Source organism: Thalassobacter sp. 16PALIMAR09 (assembly GCF_000765485.1).
Taxonomy (GTDB): domain Bacteria; phylum Pseudomonadota; class Alphaproteobacteria; order Rhodobacterales; family Rhodobacteraceae; genus Thalassobacter; species Thalassobacter stenotrophicus.
The window spans coordinates 292,792-316,636 of the sequence record NZ_JHAK01000004.1 but is presented as its reverse complement, the minus strand read 5'-3'; the positions used below and the strand labels follow the sequence as shown (position 1 = coordinate 316,636).

The window sequence follows — 23,845 nt, the reverse complement described above, 5'->3', positions numbered from 1 at the left end:
CCCTATTTCACGGAAGACCGAGAAGGGAAAGGCACAATCTGCGGTGTTTGCGCCCCTATTCCGCATCGATGCGACCTTTGGGACATAAAGGCGACGGCACCGCACAGGCAGGGACCATGCCCCTACCTGCGTTAAGACTTGGCGCGCGGCGTTAAGATTTGCTCACTCGACTTCAAGCCCGCGGAAACCAGTCGCCACGACAAACTTCTCAGAGCTGTCCGCGCGGCTTGCGCCGGGTTTGAAGTGCTGCACCTTGGTGAAGTTTTGCTTGAGCACCTTTTGCAAGTCAGCCTCCGCCCCACCTGCAAGCACCTTGGCCACAAAGGTGCCGCCCGGCGATAGCACATCAAATGCGAAATAGGCCGCCGCTTCACACAGCGCCATGATGCGAATGTGATCGGTTTGCTTGTGACCCGACGCAGAGGCCGCCATGTCAGACATCACCACATCGGCCTGCCCACCCAGCCAATTTTTGACCTTTTGGTCGGCGTCATCCTCAAGGAAGTCGAGGACGTGCAGCTCACACCCGGCAATCGGCTCAACCTCTTGCAGGTCCACGCCCAGAATGGAGCCCACCTTTTTGCCTTGCTTCTCGCCCAGGGCATTCACACGCCGCGCCGCGATCTGACACCAGCCCCCCGGCGCGCAGCCAAGGTCCACCACCCGCGCACCCGGCACGAGAAAGCGGAATTTATCATCAATCTCGGATATCTTGAACGCCGCGCGCCCCCGGTACCCTTCGGCCTTGGCGCGTTGGACGTAAGGGTCGTTCAACTGCCGCTCGAGCCAAAGCGTTGAGGACAGCTTGCGCCCCCGCGCCGTCTTGACCCGCACGCGCAGATCACGTTGCCCGCGCCCACTGTTGTTTTTTCCACTGCCGCTACCGCTGCCGCCAGCACCGCTTGTCTTTTTTACCATAATTCCGTGCAGCCCCTAAAAAGGGCCGTCCTCCAAAACGCCGTCTGCCGACATTTGTGCATATAGAAGCCCCTCGCGCAGACCACGGTCCGCCACGCTAAGCCGATCTGTGGGCCATGCCCGCAAGAGCGCTTGCAAGATCGCGGCCCCCGACATGATCAGCGCCTGCCGATCCCGCCCGATGCGCGGATCATTCCGCCGCCCCGTGGGGCCCATCGCCAAGTATTCCTGAATGACCCGATCTATTTGATCCGAGGTCATACGCAACCCATCAACTTTGTTCCGGTCGTAACGTTTCAGCCCAAGGTGTGTCGCCGCCACAGTTGTGACCGTCCCGGAGGTGCCGATAATCTGAAACCCCTCACGGGCCTGATCGGCGGCATCCTCATAGGGTGAAAACTCGGCCAGCTTTTCCTCAAAGAACCACGACATCAAAGCAAAGCGCGCGGCATCGTCGCTGACATCGTTGAATTGGTCCTTGAGCGTCGCGACCCCCAAAGGGATCGAAATCCAATCCACCACTTTGGCCGCAGGGAACAAGTCGTTGGCCGGCAAGAACCCCGCGTGCAGCCGCATAATCGCCCGGGGGCGTTCAATCCGGGGCACACCGCTTAGGTCAATCCAGACCAGTTCGGTCGAGCCGCCGCCGATGTCCACGACCAAAAGCTGCTCCGTCTTGGTCGAAACCAGCGGCGCACAGGAGACAACGGCAAGCCGCGCCTCTTCCTCTGGCTTGATGATCTCAAGCCGTAGGCCGGTTTCCCGCTCAACCACATTGATAAAGTCGGCCGCATTGGTCGCGCGGCGACAGGCCTCGGTCGCAACAAGACGCATTTGGCGCACGTCATGCTTTTGCAGCTTTCGTTTGCAAATCTTAAGCGCGCCAACCGTGCGCGCCATGGACGCGCGGCTCAGTCGACCCGAGCTTTCGAGACCATTGCCCAGTTGAACCGATTTGGAAAAGCTATCAACGACATGCAATTGATTGCCCTTGGGCTGCGCCACGAGCATCCGGCACGAGTTGGTGCCAAGATCCAGCGCGGCATACAGATCCGCGGGATCGGGTTTATCTTTGCGCGGGACGGCTGCGGGCCGCCTGCGAGGGCCCTTTGGGGCCTGCGCACCGGGGTTCAAGTGCCCCGCGCCCGGCCGGGGGTGTTTCGGCGACATGAAACGCGCCTTTCATAACTGGTTACCCAATACTTACGCCCGCGAGCAGGCGCGCACAAGGTATACGTCTAGGTTGTATCGCCTTGGATCATTGCACGGATTGCCCTCAGCATACTCCCTGCCCGCTTAAGCATCCGTTAATGTTTGCGCCCCTATCCACAGCGGCTCATGAACATGATGAGAATTACGAGAGCGCCCGCCCCTCGCGCCGCGTATAAAAAACGCTTAAAACCAACCTGCGACGCATTGTTGTCGCAGGTGCGACAGGACGTGTCGAAATCAAGCACAGCGCGCGGTGCGCAAGGCCCTATCAGGGGGCAAGGGAGGATTCATCCATGCCAGACGTAACAGTAGTATTTTGGCGCGATATCCCCGCACAGGTGATTGTGGGCAAAGGCCGTCGGGGCGCAAAAGCGCAACTGCCCGAACGGTTCGAGCAAGCGATTGACCGGGCGGCGATGAAATCAGGCGCCGCCGAGACAGATGACTACTTGGCCGAATGGCGCAAAGCTGCGCCCTACCCCGTCGAGGGCGACCCCGCCGATATCGCGACCCAAGAGGCCGCACGGTTGGACGCCGAGTATGATCAAGAGCGTATCAAAACGCTGATCGCCAATGATGGCCGCGCCTGAGCGCCGGCAATGACCTGGAGGGAGAGCCTGATGGCCCTGCTGAATTTCAAACGCAAGTCTGATGCAACTCAAGGCGCCGACCTTGAGGCTATCTTGGCGGATTACTCCATCGAGGTGATGCCACGCACCGCCGAAAAGATTGAGGATTTCACCGCACTGCTGCCCAAAGGCACCCGCGTGTACATCGCCCACATCGAAGGCACGCCGATTGATGACATGGTCGCCACCGCGCGCCGCCTGGCCGAGGCTGGCTATCCGGTGATGCCGCACTTTCCCGCCCGCATCATAAAGGACGCGGACACATTGGCCGATTGGATCGCGCGCTACCAAGGCGAAGCAGGCGTGGACCAAGCGCTGCTGCTGGCTGGTGGTGTGACCACACCCCACGGCGACTTCGACAGCTCAATGCAATTGCTGGAAACGGGGCTGTTCGACAAAGCCGGGTTCAAGCGGTTGCATGTTGCGGGTCACCCCGAGGGCAACAAAGACATCGACCCCGATGGCGGCATGAAAGCCGTGAACGAGGCGATCATGTGGAAAGCAGATTTCGCCCGCGAACGCACCGATGCCGAGATGGCCATTGCAACACAGTTCTGCTTTGAGGCCGGTCCCGTGATCAAATGGGCTGATGACCTCAAAGCCGCGGGCATGGACCTACCGATCCACATCGGTGTCGCCGGTCCTGCAAAGCTGCAAACACTGATCAAGTTCTCGATCGCCTGTGGTGTCGGCGCCTCGCTCAAGGTTCTGCAAAAGCGGGCGATGGACGTCACGAAACTGCTGCTGCCCTACGAGCCTACAGAGTTCCTGTCGGATTTGGCTGTGCACAAGGCCGCCAACCCAGATTTCAACATTACCAACGTGCATTTCTTCCCGCTGGGCGGGATCAAGGCAAATGCAAATTGGGCCAAAGACAACGGCGGCGCCTCGGGCGTTCCAGCTGCAAACATAGGATAAACAATGACCCGTACGGTTCTGGAATCAAAAACAAAAACAGTCGTCATGGGCTTTGATGAGCCGTTCTGCGTGATCGGTGAGCGGATCAACCCGACGGGCCGCAAAATCCTGAACGAGGAACTTGAGCGCGGTGATTTCAGCCGCGTGGAGGCCGACGCGATTGCACAGGTCGCCGCGGGCGCGGGCGTCCTGGATGTGAACTCCGGCGCGGTCTTCTCCAACAAAATGGCCGAAGACCCCCGCTACGCAGACAACAACTTTGTCGAACCAACATTGATGAAGGAACTGGTTGAGCGCGTGCAGGCTGTCGTGGATGTACCCCTTTGCATCGACAGTTCCGTCCCCGGCGCGTTGGAAAATGGTCTAGCCGCAGCCGAGGGCCGCCCCCTTCTGAACTCCGTTACCGGTGAAGAAGAGCGGCTGGAATTGGTCCTACCGCTGGTCAAGAAATACAACGTGCCAGTTGTGGCGATTTCGAACGACGACACCGGCATCTCAGAGGACCCCGAAGTCCGCTTTGCTGTGGCGAAGAAAATCGTGGAACGCGCCGCTGACTTTGGCATCCCCGCACATGATATCGTTGTAGACCCACTTGTGATGCCCGTAGGCGCTATGGGCACGGCTGGCCTGCAAGTCTTCACACTTGTGCGCCGTCTGCGCGACGAGCTTGGCGTGAACACAACCTGCGGTGCCTCCAACATCAGCTTTGGTTTGCCCAACCGTCACGGGATCAACAACGCATTCCTGCCTATGGCGATGCAGGCGGGCATGACTTCTGCAATCATGAACCCTGTTGCCTTGCCAGTTGGCCCCAAAAAGATCGCCGAACGCAAGGCTCTGATTGAGGCTGCGGGTATTATCCTGCCCGAGGGCATGGACGACGAGACCTTTGTAAAGCTGTTCGGGATGGGGTCAACCAAACCTCGTGCGGGCAAGGAAATGGAGGCCATTCGCGCTGCTAACTTCCTAAGCGACAAGGATCCGTCCGGTGCGGCTTGGATCAACTTTAACAAAGACCCAGACGCCGCCCTGCAAGGCGGTCGTGCGGGCCGGGCCGGTGGCGGTCGTCGCCGCCGCGCTTAAGCGACTATTAACCCTGAGGCGGCAAACTGGGCCTATGCCTGATTTGCCCCTCACTTCCCAAGATGACCAGTGGATGCACCAGATTTTTCTGGCAAAATCTGCGCAAAATGGAGGAGTTGTGCGCCGCAAAGTGGCAGACGTAGAGCGAAAAGTGGGGCGAAAAACCTTTGAACTGGAGGTCCGAAGACGCGGGTTCCATCTCATTGAAGCAGGCGGACAGTTCATCATTATCTGCACACGCGACCCCCTCCACCTCATCGTGTGACATCGAAAAAATCTTCAAAGATTTTTCGGCCACGAAGACTTTTTTGAAAAGTCTTCTCGCGGCACACCGTATTGCATATGGCTCAAGACCCCCTTGTTGTGTTCACCCCTTCTGGCAAACGCGGCCGTTTTGCGGTTGGCACGCCGATCCTGACGGCTGCACGGCAGCTTGGCGTTGATCTTGATAGCGTCTGCGGTGGCCGTGGTATCTGCTCTAAGTGTCAAGTTCAGCCGGGTTTGGGAGATTTTCCAAAGCACGGGGTCACGGTGGCGTCCGATGCACTGTCTGATTGGAACGCCGTTGAGCAGCGCTACAAAGACAAACGTGGCTTGATTGATGGCCGACGCTTGGGCTGTCAGGCCAAAGTGCAAGGCGATGTAGTCGTGGACGTCCCGCCAGAAAGCCAAGTGCACAAACAGGTTATCCGCAAATCCGCGAGCCAGCGGCCTATCACGATGGACCCGGCAACACGCCTCTATTATGTCGAGGTCGCGCAGCCCGACATGGATGAACCGACCGGAGATCTTGAGCGCGTCGGACAGGCGCTTGAGGCGCAGTGGAACATCACCGGTGTTACTGCGTCACTCGGTGTTTTGCGCGCGCTTCAACCCGCTCTGCGCAAGGGGCAATGGACCGTCACGCTCGCGGTGTTCCAGCCGCCTCATGGGCGCGCCGAAATCCTTGATGTGTGGCCGGGTTTCTTTGAGGGCCCGCTCTATGGTCTTGCTGTTGACCTTGGCTCAACCACGATCGCGGCACACCTCTGCGACCTTTCGGATGGATCCGTCCTCGCGTCATCTGGCTTGATGAACCCTCAAATTCGCTTTGGCGAAGACCTCATGTCACGCGTATCTTATGCGATGATGAACCCTGGTGGCGATGTTGAGATGACGCGCGCCGTGCGCGAAGGCATCAACACCCTTTTTGCGGAACTCGCCCGTGAAGCAGATGTTGAACTGCGCCAAGTCGTTGAAACCGTGTTCGTGTGCAACCCAGTCATGCACCACCTTCTCTTGGGGATTGACCCTGTTGAGTTGGGCCAAGCTCCCTTTGCGCTAGCGACTTCGGGCAGTCTTTCGCTGCACGCGCGCGAACTGGAGCTGAGCAACCTCAACCCCAACGCTCAGACTTATCTGCTGCCCTGTATCGCCGGGCACGTGGGTGCGGACGCCGCTGCGGTGGCTTTGTCTGAATCTCCCGAAACCTCGGATGACTTGGTCCTGATCGTTGATGTGGGCACCAATGCGGAGATCCTTTTGGGCAATCGTTCCAAGGTCTTGGCATGCTCCTCCCCAACAGGCCCCGCATTTGAGGGCGCCCAGATCAGCGCGGGCCAACGGGCGGCCCCCGGCGCGATTGAGAGGGTTGAGATTGACCCCGTCACCAAAGAACCACGTTTCCGCGTGATCGGCTCCGACGTTTGGTCCGATGCGCCCGAATTCGCAGAAGCCACCGCCGAGACCGGGATCACCGGGATTTGCGGCTCGGGCATCATTGAGGCCGTCGCTGAAATGCGGATGGCTGGCCTTTTAGATCCGTCAGGCCTGATCGGGTCAGAGGCGCAAACCGGCACGCCGCGTGCGGTCGCCACCGGGCGCACCAATGAATACCTCCTGTGGGACGGCACCGAGGCGGGCGGTCCCCGCATCACTGTCACTCAAGGCGATATCCGCGCGATCCAGCTTGCTAAATCTGCGCTCTATGCCGGGGCGCGTTTGTTGATGGATGAGCTGGGCGTCGACACGGTTGACCGCGTCACGCTCGCCGGGGCGTTTGGGGCGCATATCTCGCCCAAGCACGCGATGGTTTTGGGGATGATCCCCGATGCACAGCTCGAAAATGTCACCAGTGCGGGCAACGCAGCGGGCCACGGCGCGCGCATGGCGCTGTGCAACGCAGGCGCCCGCGCCCACATCGAAGGGCTGGTCAGCCGGATCGAAAAGATCGAAACCGCGATTGAACCGAAGTTCCAAGAGCATTTCGTCAACGCGAACGCAATCCCGCACGCCACGGACCCCTTTCCGCATCTTGCCGCGATTGCGCCGCTTCCCGCGACACATTTTGGGCAGGGTGGGGAAAAGAACAGCTCAGGGCGACGCCGCCGCCGCGCCTAGTGCCAACAGACCAATAGCCAGAGCCACGAGAGGCTCTGGCCATGCGAAACATTCCACCAAGAACGATCCGCAATCGTACCAACACCGCTTGTATCCCCCCGCGACCCGGCCTAAGTAATCCCACGGACGCGGGTATGGTGAAAAGGTATCACGCGAGCTTCCCAAGCTTAAGTTACGAGTTCGATTCTCGTTACCCGCTCCAGTCCCTCCAAACATCGCGAACTGGTTGACCCCAGCAGCAGATGGTGCAGTTTGGCCGCCAACTGTTCTAGCGATGAGCTCTCTGATGTCCCTGCCCCTACTGACCCCGCTTGATATCCCAACCTTGCGCGCGCGCGGGGTGCCGGATGTGTTCAACATCGGCCAAGCGGACCGGGTGCGATTTCATGAATTGGACGTGCTCAACCACGTCAACAACGCCGTCTATCTCAGCTGGTTCGAAAGCTTTCGCGTGGCCTACATGCGCGACTACGGGATCGCCAACTTTGTCGCGTCGGGCGAGCGTCCAGTTCTGGTTCTGCGCAACGTCGATGTGGAATACAAAGCCCCCCTGCACCTCGATGAGGAATACATCGTTGTCGGCCGGTCCCTCAGCTACAGGCGCACATCGTGGAAGATGCAATACGCCGTTGTCGCCCGCGGCCAAGTCTGCGCGGTGGGGCATGCGGTGATCGTGCTGATGGAAGAGGACGCCGTCACCCGCAAGGCCTTGCCTCAGGCGTTCATCGACGTGATCACCGAAAAGGATGGCGCTGTGTTTGAGGGCTAGCCCCTAGCGCGAGCTTGGCTGCGGGCTAAACAGCAAAACAGCCCCAAACACACACATCATGGCCCCCGATAGGCGCTGAAAAATCGGCAAGCCGCCAGCGGCAAAGCGCGACGCGACCTTGCCGAGCAGTGCGTAGACGAGGATCGCCATGACCTCCAACACCAAGAAAGCCGCGCCCAACATCGCATAGCCAGACCAATAGGCCTCAAGGCTGATGAACTGCGGGAAAAAGGCGGCAAAGATGAGGATGGCTTTGGGGTTGCTTAGGGCGACCAAAGCCTCGGACCGAAGAGCGCGCGGCAAGGTGATATCGCCACCGGACAGGGATCGCGCGTCTATGGATGACGCGCTGCGCAAAAGCGAGATGCCAAGCCAGATCAGATAGGCTGCACCAATAATCTTAACGATGCCAAACACCAATGATGACGCCGTTAGGATCACACCCAACCCCAGCGCGCTAAGCGCGATCATGGGCGCGAAGGCCAGCAATCGCCCAAGCGACGCCAGCGCAGCAAAACCAACGCCCCGCCTTGCCCCATGGGTTAACGCCAACAAGTTGTTCGGTCCAAACGCGAGGTTCAGCGCGAAACAAGCGGGAATGAAGAGCAGCCAATCAATCATCTGTCAGAGCCATATAAGTTAACATTCTTGGCCTGATATTTTGCTCAGAGCGAGTGCCAATGCAACCGCTCTTCGCGCTGATTTTGGCCTGTGGCGAGGCGGATTAGTCCGCCCGCCAAGCGCGCAATTGCGCAAGCAGCCCTTGGGTTGAGGCATCCTTAGTGCTCGCGTCTGCGCCGTCGACCAACGGCCCCAAAGCGGTGGCCAGCTCTTTGCCCAACTCAACACCCCATTGATCGAACGAGTTGATGCCCAGCATCACCCCTTCGACAAACACACGGTGCTCATAAAGCGCCACGATCTGGCCCAAAACCTCAGGGGTTAGCAGCGGATAGATTAGCGTTGTCGATGGGCGGTTGCCCGGGAATACCCGGTGGCGCGCTTGGCGATCTTGCTCGGGGTCTTCAAAACCCTTTGCGGCCATAATCGCCCGCGCTTCCTCCAAGGACCGCCCGCGCATCAACGCCTCGGACTGGGCAAGGCAATTGGCGATCAAAAGTCGATGGTGGTGATCCAGATCAGGCTCATGACCGCGCGCAGCGATCATGAATTCGCACGGAACCGGCGTCGTGCCTTGGTGGATCAGCTGGTAAAACGCGTGCTGGCCGTTTGTGCCCGGCTCGCCCCAGACGACGGGGCCTGTCACGCCTTCACTGTCGTGGCCATCCATGATGACGCGCTTGCCGTTACTCTCCATCTCAAGCTGTTGGAGATAGGCAGGCAGCCGCGCAAGGCGGTTGTCGTAGGGCAGCACCGCACGCGTCGGAAACCCACACACTTGGTGATGCCAAATGCCCACCAGCGCCAGCATCACCGGCATGTTCTGCGCCAAGGGGGCGGTGCGGAAATGGTCATCCATCGCGCGCGCACCCGCCAGCATCGCCTCAAACCGCTCTGGACCGATGGCCAGCATCAGCGACAGGCCAATCGGCCCCCACATCGAATAGCGTCCGCCGACCCAATCCTCGAACCCGAACATCCGTTCGGGCGGAATGCCAAACGCCGCGACCTTGTCATCCGCCGTGCTGAGCGCGACGAACTGCGCATCAAGGTTCGGCACATCCGCCATCCACGCCTTGGCCGTGGCCGCGTTGGTCATCGTCTCGATCGTGGTGAATGTCTTGGAGGCCACGATCACGAGCGTCGTGGCAGGGTTCAACCCGCGCGTTTTGTCCGCAAAATCAGCGCCATCCACGTTCGAGACAAAATGCACACGCGGGCCATCCGCAAAGGGTGCGAGCGCGAGAGTTGCCATCGCAGGCCCAAGGTCCGAACCCCCAATCCCGATGTTCAAAACATCCGTGATTTTGCCACCAGCGCCAGTGAACGCGCCGCTGCGGACTTGGTCCGCGAATGCGCCCATGCGGTCCAATGTTGCGCGAATACCGGGCATGATATCGGCGCCTTCTACGTGGATTTCGGCGTCGGGACCGGCGCGCAACGCGGTGTGCAAAACGGCGCGGCCTTCGGTATCGTTGATCGGCTGGCCGTTAAACATCGCGGCACGGGCGGCAGGCACGACGGCTTCAGCGGCGGCCAAAAGGGTCGTGCGCGCAGCCTGTGTCATCGCCGTTTTGCGGTAGTCAAAGATCACATCGCCTTGCGACACGGTAAAGTCCCGCTCGGGATCGCTTAGCAGTGTTTGGATGTCTGCGCCTGTTTCTTGCTTGGCCTGCGCAACGGCCTTCCAAAACGTATTCATGGTGCCCAATGAACCGTCGCGTTTGGCAAAACGACCGAAACGGGCGCGGCCTGCGGGCTGAGGTGTTTGGCGCGCTCCAGCGCCTCGCGTTTTTCATCACCGATGATCACGATATGCGTCTCCATCGCGCCGGCAAGAACCGGGGCCGTCAGGGTGATGCGCGGCTCAGGCGCGCCTGGGGCCCGCATGGCCATCAAAGCGGGCGCGTCGTCGCGCAACGCCGCATCCAGTTGATCTGCGCCCGGAAACAGCGAGGCCGTGTGCATATCCGCGCCCATACCCAGCAAAAGAACCGAGATAGGCAGCGCGGGTTTCAGCCCCTCAATCAGTTCGTCCAAGGCATCCTCGGGGGTGTCGGTCTGCATATAGAGCGGCGCAATCTTGGCCGCCGCCGCGCGCCCAACGCACAACCGGTGCATCAACAGCGCGGTGTTCGACCGAGGCGAGCTTTCGGGGACCCACCGCTCATCGCTCAGCATGATCGTAACCCGCGCCCAATCCAGATCCGCGGCGCATAGGCTGTCGAAAATCGGGCCCGGCGTTGTCCCACCGGGCACACACAGCGAGGCCGTTTCATGGGTTTGCAGGTTCATTTCGAGGGATCCGGCAATCGTATTGGCCAGATCCAACATCATCATGTCGGCGTCGGGGTATTCGATTAGGTCTTTCATTGCTCCAACTCGCGCCAGCGGCGTCTGTCCTTGTGCATTAACATCATTGCTTCTTCTGGGCCTGTGCTCCCTTGGGCGTAGCTGCATGGTTTGCTGCCGCGCCGGGTCCATGCCTCAATCAAGGGGTCGGTCCACGCCCAAGCCGCCTCAACCTCGTCACCCCGCATAAACAGGGTTTGGTTGCCGCGCATCACATCCATGATCAGCCGCTCATATGCGTCGGGCATGTCGGCAGCCTCTTCGCCCAAGGCTTCGGCAAAGGACATATCCAGCGGAACGTCCATCAAGCGCATCCCCCCGGGCCCGGGTTCCTTGATCGTCACGGACAAATCGATCCCCTCATCAGGCTGCAACCGAATGCTGAGGACGTTGGCCTTGGTCCCTGCCTCTTCACCGAAAATGCTGTGCGGGGTGGGTTTGAAATGCACCACGATTTCAGACATCCGCGCGGCCATACGTTTGCCCGTGCGCAGGTAGAAAGGTGTGCCTTTCCACCGCCAGTTAGAGATGTGGCATTTGAGGGCTATGAAGCTTTCGGTGCGGCTGTCGGGATTTTCGACATCCTGTAGATACCCCGGCTCCGCGCCCTCACGGTACTGGCCACGCACGATATCGTCAGCCTCTACCGGATCCAGCGCGCGGATCACTTTGAGCTTTTCATCGCGCACGGCGTCAGGGTCAAACTTGGCGGGTGGCTCCATCGCTGTGAGGCACAACAACTGCATCAGGTGGTTTTGTACCATGTCCCGCATCGCGCCGGATTTGTCGTAATAGGCCCCGCGCCCGCCAACGCCAACGGTCTCGGCCACAGTGATCTGGACGTGATCCACATATTGCGCGTTCCACAGCGGCTCAAACAGAACGTTACCAAAACGGACAGCCATCAGGTTTTGCACCGTCTCTTTGCCAAGGTAATGATCGATGCGGTAAATCTGCGACTCGTCGAAATTCGCGCTCAGTTCGCTGTTCAATTCCTTGGCTGTCGCAAGGTCACGACCAAACGGTTTTTCCACCACGATACGAGCATCTTGGCGCGCGATCTTAAAGCTGCGCAACCGCTCTGCGATGTCACCAAAGAGACCCGGACCCACTGAGAAGTAAAACGCCTGTACAGTGTTGGCGCGGCACTTAGATTTCAGCTCTTTCCAACCCGCCTCGCCGCGCGCGTCGAGGGTGACGTAGTCGATGCAGTCGAGGAACCGTTTGATGCAATCCGCATCGCGTTTGCGCTCAGACACAAACTCGGCAATCGCCTCAGCGACCATCGTGCGGAACGCTTCAACGTCTTGGTCAGTCCGCGCGGCACCAATGATGCGGGCGTCATCGGGCATCTGACCGGCCCAAAAGCGACGGTACAACCCAGGCAGGATTTTGCGGCGGGCCAGATCGCCGGTCCCCCCAAAGATCACGAGATCGAAGGCATCGACGGGGATAACTCTTGAAACCATAGTTTAGGTCTCCGCAGGCAGAAAATGGAACGCGCTCGCGATATGTTAGCGCTAACGACGCCGTTTTAACACGCAAAATCAATTTGTCTATACGGCTTGTGTAACAGCCCGTGATCCGGGTTCAAACCTTGATTTAGACCTCAGAGGTCGGGCGCGATATCCGCCCACCCCCGACCGAGGCCCCCACACCCGTTGTACTCGGGAAGGATGTCGGCAAGCCCGCTTTGACCCGCACAGCGAGGTAGGCAAAGGCCTGCGCCTCAAGCATGTCACCATCTAGGCCCACGGTTTCGACGGGGTTTACGGGACATGAAATGTGCGCGTGAAGGGCCGCCATCAACGTCGGGTTCTGCCGCCCGCCACCCGCCACCAACACCTGCGCTGGCATCTCGGGGCAAAAGGCCAGTGCGCGCGCGACTGAGCGTCCGACAACGTCGGCAAGCGTGGTCAGCGCATCCGCGAGGGGCAATGTGGTTATTGGCTCTAGGACGTGAGACAACTCATTTCGATCCAATGATTTTGGCGGCAACTCACCAAAGAAACGATGCTCCAAAACGGCTTCTGACAGGGCAGCATAACACCGCCCGCCAGCGGCCAATTGCCCAGCCGCGTCATAGTCTGCGCCCGTGGCCGCGCGCACCAAATCATCAAGCGGGGCATTCGCAGGGCCGGTGTCGAACGCGAGCATCGCACCCGGCGCGTCCATCTGATCGCCACGCGGATCGACCCATGTGATGTTCGCAACCCCCCCAAGGTTCAGGAAAACCACCGGCGCCTCTGCCCCGATCCAACGCGCACAGGCAAAGTGGAACGCAGGCGCAAGCGGCGCGCCCTGCCCGCCCAGCCCTACGTCGGCGGTGCGAAAATCCCAAACAACGGGCGCGCCGAGCGCCTCGGCCAAGACATCGCCATTGCCTGCTTGGTGCGTGCCTTGTGCATCAGGCGCGTGGGCCAGCGTCTGCCCATGAAAACCGATCAGCTTTTTGCCATGGGGGCGCAACGCCTCAACATGTGCCGTTTCCACGACGTTTGCGGCCTCGGCCACGCCGGGATCGCCCTGCCATTTACCCATGGCGGCGCGCAGAACGGCGCGCTCGGGCTCGGTATACGGGCGGTACCCCGTTTCGCCGAATGCAAAGATATCAGACCCGTCGGTCAACAGCTCAGCCGTATCCACACCGTCCATCGACGTGCCCGACATGGCACCAACCGCCCAAATCCGTTCCATGGCTCTTTCCCTTGCGCGCGCTTTTGCTTATGCACACCTCACCCCAAAGATGGACCCAATTCCGATGACCTACCAGCCCAAATCCGAGTTTCTCCGCGTGATCATCGAGCGCGGCTTTCTGGCCGACTGCACCGACCTGCAAGCGTTGGATGACGCCCTGATCGCCGGGGTTGTCCCGGCCTATATCGGGTACGATGCCACGGCCGCTTCGCTTCATGTGGGGCACCTGTTGAACATCATGCTGCTGCGGTGGTTCCAGAAAACGGGCCACAAGCCGATCACCCTTATGGGCGGCGGCACGACCAAGGTGGGCGACCCTTCTTTCCGCTCGGACGAGCGCCCCCTGCTCGGACCCGAACAGATTGATGCCAACATCGCCGGAATGCAGAAGGTCTTTGCGCAATACCTAGACTACGGCGACGCGCCCAGCCAGGCTATCATGCGCAATAATGCCGAATGGTTGGATGGGCTCAACTACCTGGAATTCTTGCGCGACATCGGGCGGCATTTTAGCGTGAACCGGATGCTCAGCTTTGAAAGCGTTAAGTCCCGGCTGGACCGCGAACAATCGCTCAGCTTTCTCGAATTCAACTATATGATCCTGCAAGCCTATGACTTCATGGAGCTTAACCGCCGCTACGGCTGTCTGTTGCAGATGGGCGGCTCGGATCAGTGGGGCAACATCATTAACGGGATCGACCTGACCCGCCGCGTGATCGATTCAGAAGTCTACGGCCTGACGACCCCCCTGCTGACGACGAGCGACGGCAAAAAGATGGGCAAAAGCCAAGGCGGCGCGATCTGGCTGAACGGTGAGATGCTGTCTCCCTATGAGTTTTGGCAGTTCTGGCGCAATACGACTGATGCAGACGTTGGGCGATTCCTGAAGCTGTATACCGAACTGCCCGTTGACGAGTGTGATCGTCTTGGCGCGCTTGAGGGGTCAGAGATCAACGCGGCGAAAATTATTCTTGCCAATGCGGTCACGACCCTACTGCACGGCGCCGAGGCAGCGCAAACCGCCGAAGCCACTGCACGCGAAGTGTTTGAAAAAGGCGGTGCGGGCGACGATCTGCCGACCTTAACCCTTTCCGCGGATGAGGTCGGCGATGGCATTTCCATCGTGCAACTTATCACTCGGTCCGGGCTTGCGGGCTCCGGCAAAGAGGCAAAGCGCCTGATCTCAGGCGGTGGGGCGCAGATGAATGACGCCGCACTGACCGATCCGGGCGTAATGGTGACATCCGATGACCTAGCGACGCCTATAAAGCTAAGCGCTGGCAAGAAGCGCCACGCGCTTGTGCAGATCCAATTCTAACGTCCTGCTGAGACTTAGCCCTACGTCATAAGTCAAAGTGACGTAGGGTAACTTACCTAATTTTCGCCATATTGTATCTTTTCAGACCAAAATACCACCGTTAGTATCAGATTTATATCTAAAGTATATCTTTCGGAATTTTGACATGAAAACAAAACGGTTCTTAGCGGCACTTTGCGCCATCACCCTTTCATTTGGGGCATCAGCGCAGGCTTCATCGATATCGGTCGCAACCTTTGACCTGACAGCTTTCGCGTCATCGATGGGCGGAAACTTCTCACTTGAAGACTTTGAAACATATTCTGGCGGCGCGCTAAACGGCCCCCTCACCGGGACAAGCGTTGGGACTTTTTCGAGCCTTGGCGGCGTTGGGAGTGGCTCCACGTGTCGGTCGAACGGCGGAGGGACGTGCTCTGCTGATCTGGCCATTCAGGACGATGGCATTAACGGCCAGGGCAACCTCGTACCAATCGCGGGGAGCAAATCGCTCAACTCCAACGATACGCTTGGGATCAAATGGGACGTCAGCCGGGTGGGCAGTGCCTCGTTTAACCGTTTGATTTTTGGACTACGTGACGGCGGTGAGTTTCAGAGCCTGACCGTATCAGCGGGCGGCGAAACCGCGACCTTCGGGCCCGGTGCTGGCAACGGAAACGAAAAACTGGTGGTGGTCGACTTCAGCGGCTTTGTGACCTCCGCATCCGTCGAGATGCGCCACAGCGGGTTGAACGATGGCTTTACAATCGACGCCGCAACTGCAGCGGCAGTTCCATTGCCCGCAGGCGCGGTGCTGGCGATGACGGGCTTGGCAGGCTTGATGGCTATTGGCCGCAAGCGGCGGCGCAAACCCAGCTGAGACTTAAGATCAAATGCAAAACGGGCGGCCCGCAAAGGTCGCCCGTTTTCGTTTACAGTATTCAAGTCTTAGCGAGAGATCGTGACCGTCGTCATCACATCCGGGCGGCCGACAACCGCACCGTTCGATCCAGTCCCGCGTTTGATCGCATCCAACACGTCCAGACCCTCTGTCACTTGGCCAATCACCGTGTACTGACCGTTCAAGAACGGACCTGGCTCAAACATGATAAAGAACTGAGAATTCGCGCTGTCGGGGTTTTGCGCCCGCGCCATACCGACCGTGCCACGCTCATACGGGATATCCGAGAACTCAGCCGAAATATTGGGCAAATCGGACCCGCCGCGTCCTGCCATACGCATATCTGCACCGAGTTTGCCGAATTCAACATCCCCAGTTTGCGCCATGAAACCATCGATCACGCGGTGGAACACCACGTTGTCATAGGCGCCCTGCTCAGCCAAAGTTCTGATTTGTGCCACGTGGTTGGGGGCGACCTCTTCCAGCAGATCAATTGTGATCGCGCCGTTGGCCTCCCCCTCAACCGTGATGGTCATCTCGACTGCAAGCGCTGGCGTGGCGAACGCCAACCCCAGTGCCAAGGCAAGACTACGCATCGGCATCGCTTGCGACCTTAACCGAAATCATCACATCGGGGTTCGCAGGTGGCTCGCCACGGGTGATCGCATCGACATGATCCATACCGCTGATGACCCGGCCGTAGACCGTGTACTGGCGGTTAAGGAAGTGGTTGTCGTTAAAGTTGATGAAGAACTGCGAGTTTGCACTGTCCGGGCTGGACGAACGGGCCGCGCCCAGTGTGCCACGATCGTGTGGTACGCCAGAGAATTCAGCCTTCAGGTTCGGCTTGTCGGACCCGCCGGTACCTGCAGAACGAATGTTGCCGCCCGCATCGAGGTTGCCGTGCTGTACGTCACCGGTTTGCGCCATGAAACCTTCGATCACGCGGTGGAACACCACGTTGTCATAGGCACCTTCGCGGGCCAGTTCCTTCATGCGGTCGCAATGCCCGGGGGCAACGTCCGGCAGCAGCTCAATAACGACTGTGCCGCCTTTGAGTTCCATCAGAATCGTGTTTTCTGGATCTTTGATATCGGCCATGTGGCTCCCTTTCCGTGTCCGTTTGGCGGGCACCCTAGGGGCCTTGGACGGAAAGGGAAAGGGGGCTTCAGGCCTCTCGGCGCAGGACCGCGCGGTCGCTTGGGTACATCTGATGCAGCGCGTCTTTGACAGGCGGCGTGACAAACTTTGACACATCCCCGCCAAGCCGCGCGATTTCCTTAACCAGCTTAGAGGCAATCGCCTGATGCTCTGCCTCAGCCATTAGGAAAACGGTCTCGATGCTGTTGTCGAGTTGGCGGTTCATGCCAACCATTTGGAACTCATACTCAAAGTCCGCAACAGCCCGCAGGCCCCGCACAATCACCTGCGCGCCCACATCGCGGGCGCAATCAATCAGCAGGTTCTCAAAGGGATGCGCGATGATTTCAACGCCGGTCTTTTTCGCCCAAAAGGCGCATTCTTCTTCAACCATCGCGACGCGCTGTTCGAGCGAGAACAAAGGCCCCTTATCGCGGTTGATCGCCACGCCAATGACAAGGCGATCCACCAAGGAACAGGCCCGTTTGATGATATCGATATGACCCAACGTGATCGGATCAAAGGTGCCGGGATAAAGTCCAGTGCGCATCGGCACCTCCGGGGGTTTGTGCTATCAAGTCCTCTAGGCAGACCTTATGCGCGGGCAAAAAGCAAGAGACCCGCGTCCATCTGTCCCGCGATGTTGTCGGGCGAGGCGCAGGGGCTAGTGCCCCATGATCATCCCCTCAAGGGCTTCTTTCTCCATAGAAACCTCAGACAGACGCGCTTTGACGATATCGCCCAGCGTCACAAGACCGACCATTTTGCCGTTGTCGAGCACAGGCATGTGGCGGAACCGGCCGTTGGTCATTTTTTCAAGCACGCTTTGCGCGTCGTCGTTTGGAGCGCAGGTCACCAGCGTTTTGGTCATCATATCCGAGACCTTTTCGCTCAGGCAGATGGTGCCGCGACGGCCGATTTCGCGCACGATGTCCCGCTCTGACAGGATGCCAGCTGCGGTTCCATCACCGCTGGAGACCACCAAGGAGCCGATTTTGCGTGACGACAGTTCGGCTGCGGCATCCGACACCAGTGCATCGGGCGCAATTGTCAGAACATCAGTCGTGGCCTTTGATTTCAGAATTTGATGAACAAGCATCCCTAAACCTCCCTGTCGTAACTTTCTTTAGGGAAAGCGTGCGCGCGAGAAGGGCTTCTGTCAAGGTGTGTAGCTGCGCGAAAACACAACCTATGCATGTAAAAAGCAGCGCGAATTCGAATGCGACACATTTGTTGCCAAAACCCCTTTGCACCTGCCCGCCGAATTTGCCACTCAAGGTCAGGGATTTAATTCACTTGGGAGGAACGGTCATGGAAGACCTGTGTCACTACATCAATGGCGCGCGCGTTGCGGGCTCATCTGGGCGCTTTGCCGATGTTTACAATCCGGCCACCGGTGAGGTTCAGGCACGCGTTCCGCTCGCCAATGGTGAAGAAATGGCACATGCAGTCGCCGTCGCGCAGGCCGCACAACCCAAATGGGCTGCAGTGAACCCTCAGCGCCGCGCGCGGGTCTTGATGGCTTTTGTCGGACTTTTGCACCGCGACATGGACAAGCTGGCCGAAGCGCTGAGCCGCGAGCACGGTAAGACCCTGCCCGACGCCAAAGGCGATGTGCAGCGCGGCCTTGAGGTCGTGGAATATTGCATCGGTGCACCCGAATTGCTGAAGGGTGATTACACCACCGACGCAGGCCCCGGCATCGACATGTATTCGATGCGTCAGCCCTTGGGTGTGACCGCTGGCATCACGCCGTTCAACTTCCCCGCGATGATCCCGATGTGGATGTTTGCCCCCGCCATCGCATGCGGCAACAGCTTTATCCTCAAGCCCTCCGAGCGCGATCCATCCGTGCCGATTATGCTGGCTGAGCTGCTAGAAGAAGCGGGTCTGCCGAAGGGTGTGATCCAGGTCGTGAACGGTGACAAAACGGCCGTTGACGCGATTCTGGACAATGAAATCATCCAATCTGTGGGCTTTGTCGGCTCAACCCCGATTGCCGCCTATATCTACGAGCGTGGCTGTGCGAACGGCAAGCGTGTGCAGTGTTTTGGTGGTGCCAAGAACCACATGATCATCCTGCCTGACGCGGACATGGATCAAGCAGCGGATGCGTTGATTGGCGCGGGTTATGGTGCTGCTGGCGAACGCTGCATGGCGATTTCTGTCGCAGTCCCCGTGGGCGAAGAAACCGCCGACAAACTGATCGAGAAGCTCGTGCCGCGGATTGAGGCGCTGAAAGTAGGTCCCTACACTTCTGGCGCGGATGTGGACTACGGCCCCGTTGTAACGGCCGCCGCCAAAGCCAACATCGAGCGTTTGGTCGAGTCGGGCGTTGAAGCCGGGGCGGAGCTGGTCGTGGACGGCCGTGGGTTCTCGTTGCAGGGCTATGAGGACGGGTTCTTTGTAGGGCCGCACCTGTTTGACCGTGTAACCAAGGACATGGAGATCTACCAAAAAGAGATCTTTGGCCCAGTTCTGTCGGTCGTGCGTGCGCAAAACTATGAAGAGGCCATCGGCCTTGCGATGGATCACGAGTACGGCAACGGCACCGCGATTTACACCCGCGATGGTGATGCAGCACGTGACTTTGCGGCGCGCATTAACGTCGGCATGGTCGGTATTAACGTCCCGATCCCAGTGCCTTTGGCCTATCACACGTTTGGCGGCTGGAAGAAATCCGTGTTTGGCGACTTGAACCAACACGGGCCGGATGCCTTCAAGTTCTACACCCGGACCAAAACGGTGACGGCACGCTGGCCCTCGGGCATTAAAGACGGGGCTGCCTTCTCTATTCCTGTGATGGAATAATAAGGGATTTCGCCGCGCTGTGCGCGACGACCCGCGGGGGGCGATGCCCCCCGCACCCCCTTTTTGAGTATTTTGGGAACAAAGGAAGGGACAGCCTTGCAAGAGGATATTTGGTGCCGAATTGAAGGCCGAGCTGGTCGGATTACGTTGCAACGCCCGGACGCGCTGAACGCATTGACGTGGGAAATGTGTCTGGCCATTGAGGCCGCCCTTGATGCTTGGGCCGAAGACAGTGCCGTTGACCTTGTACTGATTGATGCCGAGGGTTCACGCGCCTTTTGCGCCGGTGGTGACATCGCAGAGATGTATGCCGCAGGAATTAAAGGCGAGTACGGTTACGGGCAGCGGTTCTGGGCGGATGAATACCGCATGAACGCTAAAATTTTTCACTATGCCAAGCCTGTCGTCGCGTTTTTGCAGGGGTTTACCATGGGCGGCGGCGTTGGCGTTGGGTGCCATGGCTCGCACCGCATTGTGGATGACACCAGTCAGATTGCGATGCCGGAATGCGCGATCGGCCTTGTTCCGGATGTGGGGGGATCGTTGCTCTTGCATCTCGCGCCGGGGCGTTTGGGCGAATACTTGGGCACCACCGGGGCGAGAATGGGCGCAGCAGATGCCATCTATGCCGGATTTGCAGATAGCTACGTGCCTGACGGCTGGGATGACCTAAAGGCGGCCTTGTGTACGACAGGAGATGTTGCCGTCATTGCGGAGGCAACTGCGCCACCGCCCGACGCGCCGCTGGCTGCGGCACAGGCCGAAATTGACGCCCTGTTTAGCGGCGAGACGCTGGGCGACATCGTACGAAGTGTTGCAGCCGCAGACGGGCCGCTGGCCGAACGCGCCGCCAAGGCGCTTTCGCGCAATGCGCCGCTGGGGATGGCCTGCGCCGTTGAGATGCTGCACCGGATGAATGATACCACCACGATGGTAGACGCGCTGGGGCTTGAGTACCGCTTTACCCACCGCGCGCTTGAGCACAGCGATTTCGTCGAGGGAATTCGCGCCCAGATTATCGACAAGGATAAATCCCCCAAATGGCGCCACTCGGGCCCCGAGGCTGTTCCGGCCACGGACGTCGCCCGCATGCTGATGCCATTGGGGCCGGATGCTTTGAAAATTTAGAAGGAGGGACACTATGCAGATTGGATTTATCGGGCTGGGGAATATGGGACACCATATGGCGCGCAACTTGGCGTCTGCGGGCCACACAGTTGTGGGGTTTGACCTGCACGCGCCCTGCCCTGCGGGCGTGACGGCGGCGGCCTCTGGGGCCGAAGCCGCACAGGGTGCGGATGTTGTGATCACGATGCTGCCCAACGGTGCGATCCTGCGCGCAGTCGCAGCCGAGGTCATTGCGGCGATGAAGCCGGGCGCCGTGCTGCTCGATTGCTCGACCGTGGATGTGGATAGCGCGCGGGCGGTTGCCGAACAGGCTGAGGCCGCAGGCCTTGCCGCGCTAGACGCACCTGTCTCTGGCGGCACGGGTGGCGCGGATGCAGGCACTTTGACCTTTATGGTCGGCGGCCCACAGGACGCATTCGCCACCGCGCAACCTCTGTTTGAGATCATGGGGCAAAAGGCCGTCCACTGCGGTGGCGCGGGCAACGGCCAAGCGGCGAAAATCTGCAACAACATGATTCTTGGCGTGACCATGACAGCCACCTGTGAAGCGTTTGCCTTGGCCGACAAACTGGGGCTCGACCGGCAGGCGATGTTTGACGTCGTGTCGACTTCATCCGGATATTCGTGGTCGATGAACGCCTATTGCCCGGCCCCCGGTGTTGGCCCCGATTCTCCGGCGGACAACGACTACAAACCGGGATTCGCGGCCGAGCTGATGCTCAAAGATTTGCGGTTGAGCCAGCAAGCCGCAGAGGCCGTAGATGCCGACACGCCCTTGGGCCAAGCCACCACCGCGCTGTACGAAACCTTTGTTGAATCGGAAGGCGGCGCAGGGCAGGATTTCTCAGCTATGCTGCCAAGGTTTGAGCGGAAATCACGTGGTTAGCCCTAGGGCTAACCTAACCTAACCATTTAGTATGAAACGAAAAAGCCGCCCCGAGGGGCGGCTTTCTTACGTGACCTAAAGGTCATACAGCAGTGGCGCGGTTGACGGGGCTCGAACCCGCGACCCCCGGCGTGACAGGCCGGTACTCTAACCAACTGAGCTACAACCGCGTACTGCGTGTGGAGGGGGATAATGCTACCGCACGGGGGGGTCAATCCCTTTTTCGCGACTTTCTTTCTCTCCAGACAATATAAAGTCCCGCCCCCGCGATTAGCACCATTCCGGCCCATGTAAATGGCCCCGGAATCTCTCCAAAAACGCTCCAACCCCAGAAAACCGCGAGCGGGAGGGCCACATATTCGAACGGGGCCACAACACCTGCTTCCGCCATCCGATAGGCTTGTGACAAGCAATAGGCAATTGCCGCTACGTTAAGTCCGAGGGCAAGGAACACCCAGATGTCGCCGGGCGCCGGCCAGACCCATGCGCGGAGCAAAAACACCAAACTTTCGTTCGTGATTCCTTGCGCATACTGCCCCTGCCCCAGCACCCCGTAGGAAACGATGCTCACCACCAGAAACATAACTTGGATATAGATGGCGAGTGCGCTGGCTCGGCTAGTTACCCCCAATTTGCGGGTCATCACCTGATTGCCAGCGTAGCTGAGCGCGGCGACCAGAGGTAAGGCATAGCTCCACACCGGAACGCCAAGACCTTGGCCAAGCAGTTCAGGCAAGAACATCACCGCCACGCCTGCAAACCCCACACCCACCGCGGCCCAGCGATGGATGCCAACCTGTTCGCCCAACACCGGGATCGAAAGAACCGTAATCAACAACGGGGCCACAAAGAACAGCGCCGACACCAACCCCAGTGGCATCGCCGCAATGGCCAGAAAGAAGGACATATTCGCCACAACCACCATCATCGCGCGCGCGGCGTGCTGCCATGGCGTTGCGGTCCGCAGAAGCCGCCAGCCCCCTTCGATCTGTAGAATGATAAGCGAGAACATCAGCCCACCAAGTGAGCGCGCAAAGACGATCTGATAGAGCGCGTAGTCCCCCGACAGCGCCTTGAACATCATGTCATTCAGCGTGATCAGCCCGGTACCCAAGCAGATCATCAAAATACCGATTTGATTGCGAGTGAGATGTCCCATGCGCGCCTCCTGCGTCACCCTAGGGGCCGTAGGGACGGAAACAAGTCTTATCGCCCTTCCGGGCACGCGGCGAGGCTTTGGCCACCGCAAACGATCCCCGATTGTAAGCCCCTGCAACGCATGGCAGGCTGCCGCCAAACGGGAGGAAAATATGACACAAAAAGTAGCGCTCGTGACGGGATCAGCACGGGGCATCGGCTTGGCAACCACTGCCAAGTTCTTGGAAGATGGGTGGAAAGTCGTCCGGGTGGACTGGGATGCACCCGCCCTGGAGGCCTCAGCCGAAGGGTTGGGCGACGTGCATGACATCGTGGCCGACATCAGCCTTGAGGCTGACGTAGATGCCCTTGTGGCCAATGTCACAGAGCTGACAGGTGGCGGTATCAACGCCTTGGTGAACAATGCCGGCATCGCGGATTTTGGCCCGATGGAGGACACCGATTTCGCGCGGTGGCGTCGAATTATGTCGATCAACCTTGATGGGACGTTCCTGATGTCCCAAGGGTTCATTCCACTGCTCAAAGCGCGCAAGGGCGCGATTGTGAACATCGCCTCCATCTCGGCGCTACGGGCTTCAACACTGCGGGTGGCCTATGGCACGTCCAAGGCGGCCGTCGCGCATTTGACCGAACAACAAGCGGCCGAGTTGGGTGAGTTTGGCGTGCGCGCCAACTGCGTGGCCCCCGGCCCTGTGCGCACCAAGCTGGCGATGGCGGTCCACACCCCCGAAATCATCGCCGCCTACCACGATGCGATTCCCCTAAACCGCTATGGGCAGGAAGAAGAATTGGCAGAAGCAATTTGTTGGCTCTGCTCGGACAAAGCGAGCTACGTGAACGGGCAAACCCTAGCCGTGGACGGCGGATTTGAGAGCACCGGCATTGGCCTGCCCGCGTTGCGAGGCTAGCGCGCAGATTTGAAGATGAATGAAGCAAGCTGGGCCGTCAT

At 59.3% G+C, this 23,845-nt stretch carries 23 protein-coding genes and 2 tRNA genes; 12 read left to right on the top strand and 13 right to left on the bottom strand.

Annotation, left to right across the window (positions count from 1 at the left end):
* Positions 1 to 162: 162 nt before the first annotated feature.
* Positions 163 to 918: an RlmE family RNA methyltransferase gene (locus PM04_RS11070; protein ID WP_038006580.1), complete on the bottom strand. Its 756-nt coding sequence runs from the start codon at positions 916 to 918 to the stop codon at positions 163 to 165.
* Positions 919 to 933: 15 nt separating this feature from the next.
* The gene (locus tag PM04_RS11065; protein WP_038006577.1) at positions 934 to 2,088 is read right to left on the bottom strand and encodes a Ppx/GppA phosphatase family protein; all 1,155 of its coding nucleotides are present in this window, start codon (positions 2,086 to 2,088) and stop codon (positions 934 to 936) included.
* A gap of 335 nt (positions 2,089 to 2,423) precedes the next feature.
* Between PM04_RS11065 and PM04_RS11060 the strand changes: the two genes are divergently transcribed.
* From PM04_RS11060 to PM04_RS11030, 6 genes are all read left to right on the top strand, one after another.
* Entirely contained in the window at positions 2,424 to 2,720 is a 297-nt protein-coding gene (locus PM04_RS11060) for a virulence factor (protein WP_038006575.1), read from the top strand.
* 30 nt (positions 2,721 to 2,750) lie between these two features.
* On the top strand, positions 2,751 to 3,677 hold the full coding sequence (locus PM04_RS11055; RefSeq protein WP_038006573.1) for a methylenetetrahydrofolate reductase: 927 nt from the start codon (positions 2,751 to 2,753) through the stop codon (positions 3,675 to 3,677).
* A gap of 3 nt (positions 3,678 to 3,680) precedes the next feature.
* Positions 3,681 to 4,760, top strand: a complete 1,080-nt coding sequence (locus PM04_RS11050) for a methyltetrahydrofolate cobalamin methyltransferase (RefSeq protein ID WP_038006570.1) — start codon at positions 3,681 to 3,683, stop codon at positions 4,758 to 4,760.
* Positions 4,761 to 5,102: 342 nt separating this feature from the next.
* Complete coding sequence (locus PM04_RS11040) at positions 5,103 to 7,139, top strand: ASKHA domain-containing protein (RefSeq protein WP_038006568.1); 2,037 nt, start codon at positions 5,103 to 5,105, stop codon at positions 7,137 to 7,139.
* Between the two features lie 128 nt (positions 7,140 to 7,267).
* A tRNA-Gly gene (locus tag PM04_RS11035) sits at positions 7,268 to 7,341 on the top strand.
* 84 nt (positions 7,342 to 7,425) lie between these two features.
* Positions 7,426 to 7,908, top strand: coding sequence for a thioesterase family protein (locus PM04_RS11030; RefSeq protein WP_038006566.1), 483 nt, complete (start codon positions 7,426 to 7,428; stop codon positions 7,906 to 7,908).
* Between the two features lie 3 nt (positions 7,909 to 7,911).
* Here PM04_RS11030 and PM04_RS11025 read toward each other — a convergent pair whose 3' ends face one another.
* The 5 genes from PM04_RS11025 to PM04_RS11005 all read right to left on the bottom strand — a co-directional run bounded on the left by PM04_RS11025 (position 7,912) and on the right by PM04_RS11005 (position 13,578).
* Positions 7,912 to 8,529 carry a LysE family translocator gene (locus PM04_RS11025; RefSeq protein WP_038006564.1) on the bottom strand — a complete coding sequence of 206 codons (618 nt, stop codon included), beginning with the start codon at positions 8,527 to 8,529 and terminating at the stop codon, positions 7,912 to 7,914.
* A gap of 103 nt (positions 8,530 to 8,632) precedes the next feature.
* Complete coding sequence (gene pgi, locus PM04_RS11020; RefSeq protein WP_038006561.1) at positions 8,633 to 10,231, bottom strand: glucose-6-phosphate isomerase; 1,599 nt, start codon at positions 10,229 to 10,231, stop codon at positions 8,633 to 8,635.
* Positions 10,228 to 10,902, bottom strand: coding sequence for a 6-phosphogluconolactonase (gene pgl, locus PM04_RS11015; protein WP_038006559.1), 675 nt, complete (start codon positions 10,900 to 10,902; stop codon positions 10,228 to 10,230). The genes pgi and pgl overlap by 4 nt, the downstream gene beginning before the upstream one ends.
* Positions 10,899 to 12,350, bottom strand: coding sequence for a glucose-6-phosphate dehydrogenase (gene zwf, locus PM04_RS11010; protein ID WP_038006556.1), 1,452 nt, complete (start codon positions 12,348 to 12,350; stop codon positions 10,899 to 10,901). Before zwf ends, pgl begins: the two co-directional genes overlap by 4 nt.
* A 133-nt stretch (positions 12,351 to 12,483) precedes the next feature.
* The gene (locus PM04_RS11005; RefSeq protein ID WP_038006554.1) at positions 12,484 to 13,578 is read right to left on the bottom strand and encodes an anhydro-N-acetylmuramic acid kinase; all 1,095 of its coding nucleotides are present in this window, start codon (positions 13,576 to 13,578) and stop codon (positions 12,484 to 12,486) included.
* A gap of 64 nt (positions 13,579 to 13,642) precedes the next feature.
* Between PM04_RS11005 and tyrS the strand changes: the two genes are divergently transcribed.
* A complete protein-coding gene (gene tyrS, locus PM04_RS11000; protein ID WP_038006712.1) occupies positions 13,643 to 14,896 on the top strand; it encodes a tyrosine--tRNA ligase in 1,254 nt (417 codons plus the stop codon).
* 145 nt (positions 14,897 to 15,041) lie between these two features.
* A complete protein-coding gene (locus tag PM04_RS10995) occupies positions 15,042 to 15,752 on the top strand; it encodes a VPLPA-CTERM sorting domain-containing protein (RefSeq protein ID WP_038006551.1) in 711 nt (236 codons plus the stop codon).
* Between the two features lie 68 nt (positions 15,753 to 15,820).
* Here the strand turns inward: PM04_RS10995 and PM04_RS10990 are convergent, their stop codons facing one another.
* The 4 genes from PM04_RS10990 to PM04_RS10975 all read right to left on the bottom strand — a co-directional run bounded on the left by PM04_RS10990 (position 15,821) and on the right by PM04_RS10975 (position 18,012).
* Entirely contained in the window at positions 15,821 to 16,369 is a 549-nt protein-coding gene (locus PM04_RS10990; RefSeq protein ID WP_038006548.1) for a peptidylprolyl isomerase, read from the bottom strand.
* Complete coding sequence (locus PM04_RS10985; protein ID WP_038006547.1) at positions 16,362 to 16,874, bottom strand: peptidylprolyl isomerase; 513 nt, start codon at positions 16,872 to 16,874, stop codon at positions 16,362 to 16,364. Before PM04_RS10985 ends, PM04_RS10990 begins: the two co-directional genes overlap by 8 nt.
* A gap of 67 nt (positions 16,875 to 16,941) precedes the next feature.
* The gene (gene coaD, locus PM04_RS10980; RefSeq protein ID WP_038006543.1) at positions 16,942 to 17,463 is read right to left on the bottom strand and encodes a pantetheine-phosphate adenylyltransferase; all 522 of its coding nucleotides are present in this window, start codon (positions 17,461 to 17,463) and stop codon (positions 16,942 to 16,944) included.
* Between the two features lie 114 nt (positions 17,464 to 17,577).
* On the bottom strand, positions 17,578 to 18,012 hold the full coding sequence (locus tag PM04_RS10975; protein WP_038006541.1) for a CBS domain-containing protein: 435 nt from the start codon (positions 18,010 to 18,012) through the stop codon (positions 17,578 to 17,580).
* A 212-nt stretch (positions 18,013 to 18,224) separates the two neighbouring features.
* Here PM04_RS10975 and PM04_RS10970 point away from each other — a divergent pair, with 212 nt between their 5' ends.
* From PM04_RS10970 to mmsB, 3 genes are all read left to right on the top strand, one after another.
* The gene (locus PM04_RS10970; RefSeq protein WP_038006540.1) at positions 18,225 to 19,724 is read left to right on the top strand and encodes a CoA-acylating methylmalonate-semialdehyde dehydrogenase; all 1,500 of its coding nucleotides are present in this window, start codon (positions 18,225 to 18,227) and stop codon (positions 19,722 to 19,724) included.
* A 96-nt stretch (positions 19,725 to 19,820) separates the two neighbouring features.
* The gene (locus PM04_RS10965; RefSeq protein ID WP_038006539.1) at positions 19,821 to 20,852 is read left to right on the top strand and encodes an enoyl-CoA hydratase/isomerase family protein; all 1,032 of its coding nucleotides are present in this window, start codon (positions 19,821 to 19,823) and stop codon (positions 20,850 to 20,852) included.
* A 13-nt stretch (positions 20,853 to 20,865) separates the two neighbouring features.
* Positions 20,866 to 21,738, top strand: coding sequence for a 3-hydroxyisobutyrate dehydrogenase (gene mmsB, locus PM04_RS10960; protein WP_038006537.1), 873 nt, complete (start codon positions 20,866 to 20,868; stop codon positions 21,736 to 21,738).
* A gap of 93 nt (positions 21,739 to 21,831) precedes the next feature.
* Here mmsB and PM04_RS10955 read toward each other — a convergent pair.
* Positions 21,832 to 21,908: transfer RNA gene (locus PM04_RS10955), tRNA-Asp, on the bottom strand.
* A gap of 41 nt (positions 21,909 to 21,949) precedes the next feature.
* A complete protein-coding gene (locus tag PM04_RS10950) occupies positions 21,950 to 22,897 on the bottom strand; it encodes a DMT family transporter (protein WP_038006536.1) in 948 nt (315 codons plus the stop codon).
* A gap of 151 nt (positions 22,898 to 23,048) precedes the next feature.
* On the opposite strand from PM04_RS10950, the gene PM04_RS10945 reads away from it, so the two are divergent.
* Positions 23,049 to 23,804: an SDR family NAD(P)-dependent oxidoreductase gene (locus tag PM04_RS10945; protein WP_038006709.1), complete on the top strand. Its 756-nt coding sequence runs from the start codon at positions 23,049 to 23,051 to the stop codon at positions 23,802 to 23,804.
* Positions 23,805 to 23,845: the final 41 nt, after the last annotated feature.

What these genes read in the sequence shown, in the direction of transcription:
- mmsB (WP_038006537.1), top strand. Translation starts at nt 20,866, where the DNA reads ATGCAGATTGGATTTATCGGGCTGGGGAATATGGGACACCATATGGCG.
- PM04_RS10950 (WP_038006536.1), bottom strand. Translation starts at nt 22,897, where the DNA reads ATGGGACATCTCACTCGCAATCAAATCGGTATTTTGATGATCTGCTTG.
- zwf (WP_038006556.1), bottom strand. Translation starts at nt 12,350, where the DNA reads ATGGTTTCAAGAGTTATCCCCGTCGATGCCTTCGATCTCGTGATCTTT.
- PM04_RS11040 (WP_038006568.1), top strand. Translation starts at nt 5,103, where the DNA reads ATGGCTCAAGACCCCCTTGTTGTGTTCACCCCTTCTGGCAAACGCGGC.
- tyrS (WP_038006712.1), top strand. Translation starts at nt 13,643, where the DNA reads ATGACCTACCAGCCCAAATCCGAGTTTCTCCGCGTGATCATCGAGCGC.
- pgi (WP_038006561.1), bottom strand. Translation starts at nt 10,231, where the DNA reads ATGAATACGTTTTGGAAGGCCGTTGCGCAGGCCAAGCAAGAAACAGGC.
- PM04_RS11055 (WP_038006573.1), top strand. Translation starts at nt 2,751, where the DNA reads ATGGCCCTGCTGAATTTCAAACGCAAGTCTGATGCAACTCAAGGCGCC.
- coaD (WP_038006543.1), bottom strand. Translation starts at nt 17,463, where the DNA reads ATGCGCACTGGACTTTATCCCGGCACCTTTGATCCGATCACGTTGGGT.
- PM04_RS11065 (WP_038006577.1), bottom strand. Translation starts at nt 2,088, where the DNA reads ATGTCGCCGAAACACCCCCGGCCGGGCGCGGGGCACTTGAACCCCGGT.
- PM04_RS11060 (WP_038006575.1), top strand. Translation starts at nt 2,424, where the DNA reads ATGCCAGACGTAACAGTAGTATTTTGGCGCGATATCCCCGCACAGGTG.
- PM04_RS10975 (WP_038006541.1), bottom strand. Translation starts at nt 18,012, where the DNA reads ATGCTTGTTCATCAAATTCTGAAATCAAAGGCCACGACTGATGTTCTG.
- PM04_RS11070 (WP_038006580.1), bottom strand. Translation starts at nt 918, where the DNA reads ATGGTAAAAAAGACAAGCGGTGCTGGCGGCAGCGGTAGCGGCAGTGGA.
- PM04_RS11030 (WP_038006566.1), top strand. Translation starts at nt 7,426, where the DNA reads ATGTCCCTGCCCCTACTGACCCCGCTTGATATCCCAACCTTGCGCGCG.
- PM04_RS10945 (WP_038006709.1), top strand. Translation starts at nt 23,049, where the DNA reads ATGACACAAAAAGTAGCGCTCGTGACGGGATCAGCACGGGGCATCGGC.
- PM04_RS10985 (WP_038006547.1), bottom strand. Translation starts at nt 16,874, where the DNA reads ATGGCCGATATCAAAGATCCAGAAAACACGATTCTGATGGAACTCAAA.
- pgl (WP_038006559.1), bottom strand. Translation starts at nt 10,902, where the DNA reads ATGAAAGACCTAATCGAATACCCCGACGCCGACATGATGATGTTGGAT.
- PM04_RS10970 (WP_038006540.1), top strand. Translation starts at nt 18,225, where the DNA reads ATGGAAGACCTGTGTCACTACATCAATGGCGCGCGCGTTGCGGGCTCA.
- PM04_RS10990 (WP_038006548.1), bottom strand. Translation starts at nt 16,369, where the DNA reads ATGCGTAGTCTTGCCTTGGCACTGGGGTTGGCGTTCGCCACGCCAGCG.
- PM04_RS11025 (WP_038006564.1), bottom strand. Translation starts at nt 8,529, where the DNA reads ATGATTGATTGGCTGCTCTTCATTCCCGCTTGTTTCGCGCTGAACCTC.
- PM04_RS11005 (WP_038006554.1), bottom strand. Translation starts at nt 13,578, where the DNA reads ATGGAACGGATTTGGGCGGTTGGTGCCATGTCGGGCACGTCGATGGAC.
- PM04_RS10995 (WP_038006551.1), top strand. Translation starts at nt 15,042, where the DNA reads ATGAAAACAAAACGGTTCTTAGCGGCACTTTGCGCCATCACCCTTTCA.
- PM04_RS11050 (WP_038006570.1), top strand. Translation starts at nt 3,681, where the DNA reads ATGACCCGTACGGTTCTGGAATCAAAAACAAAAACAGTCGTCATGGGC.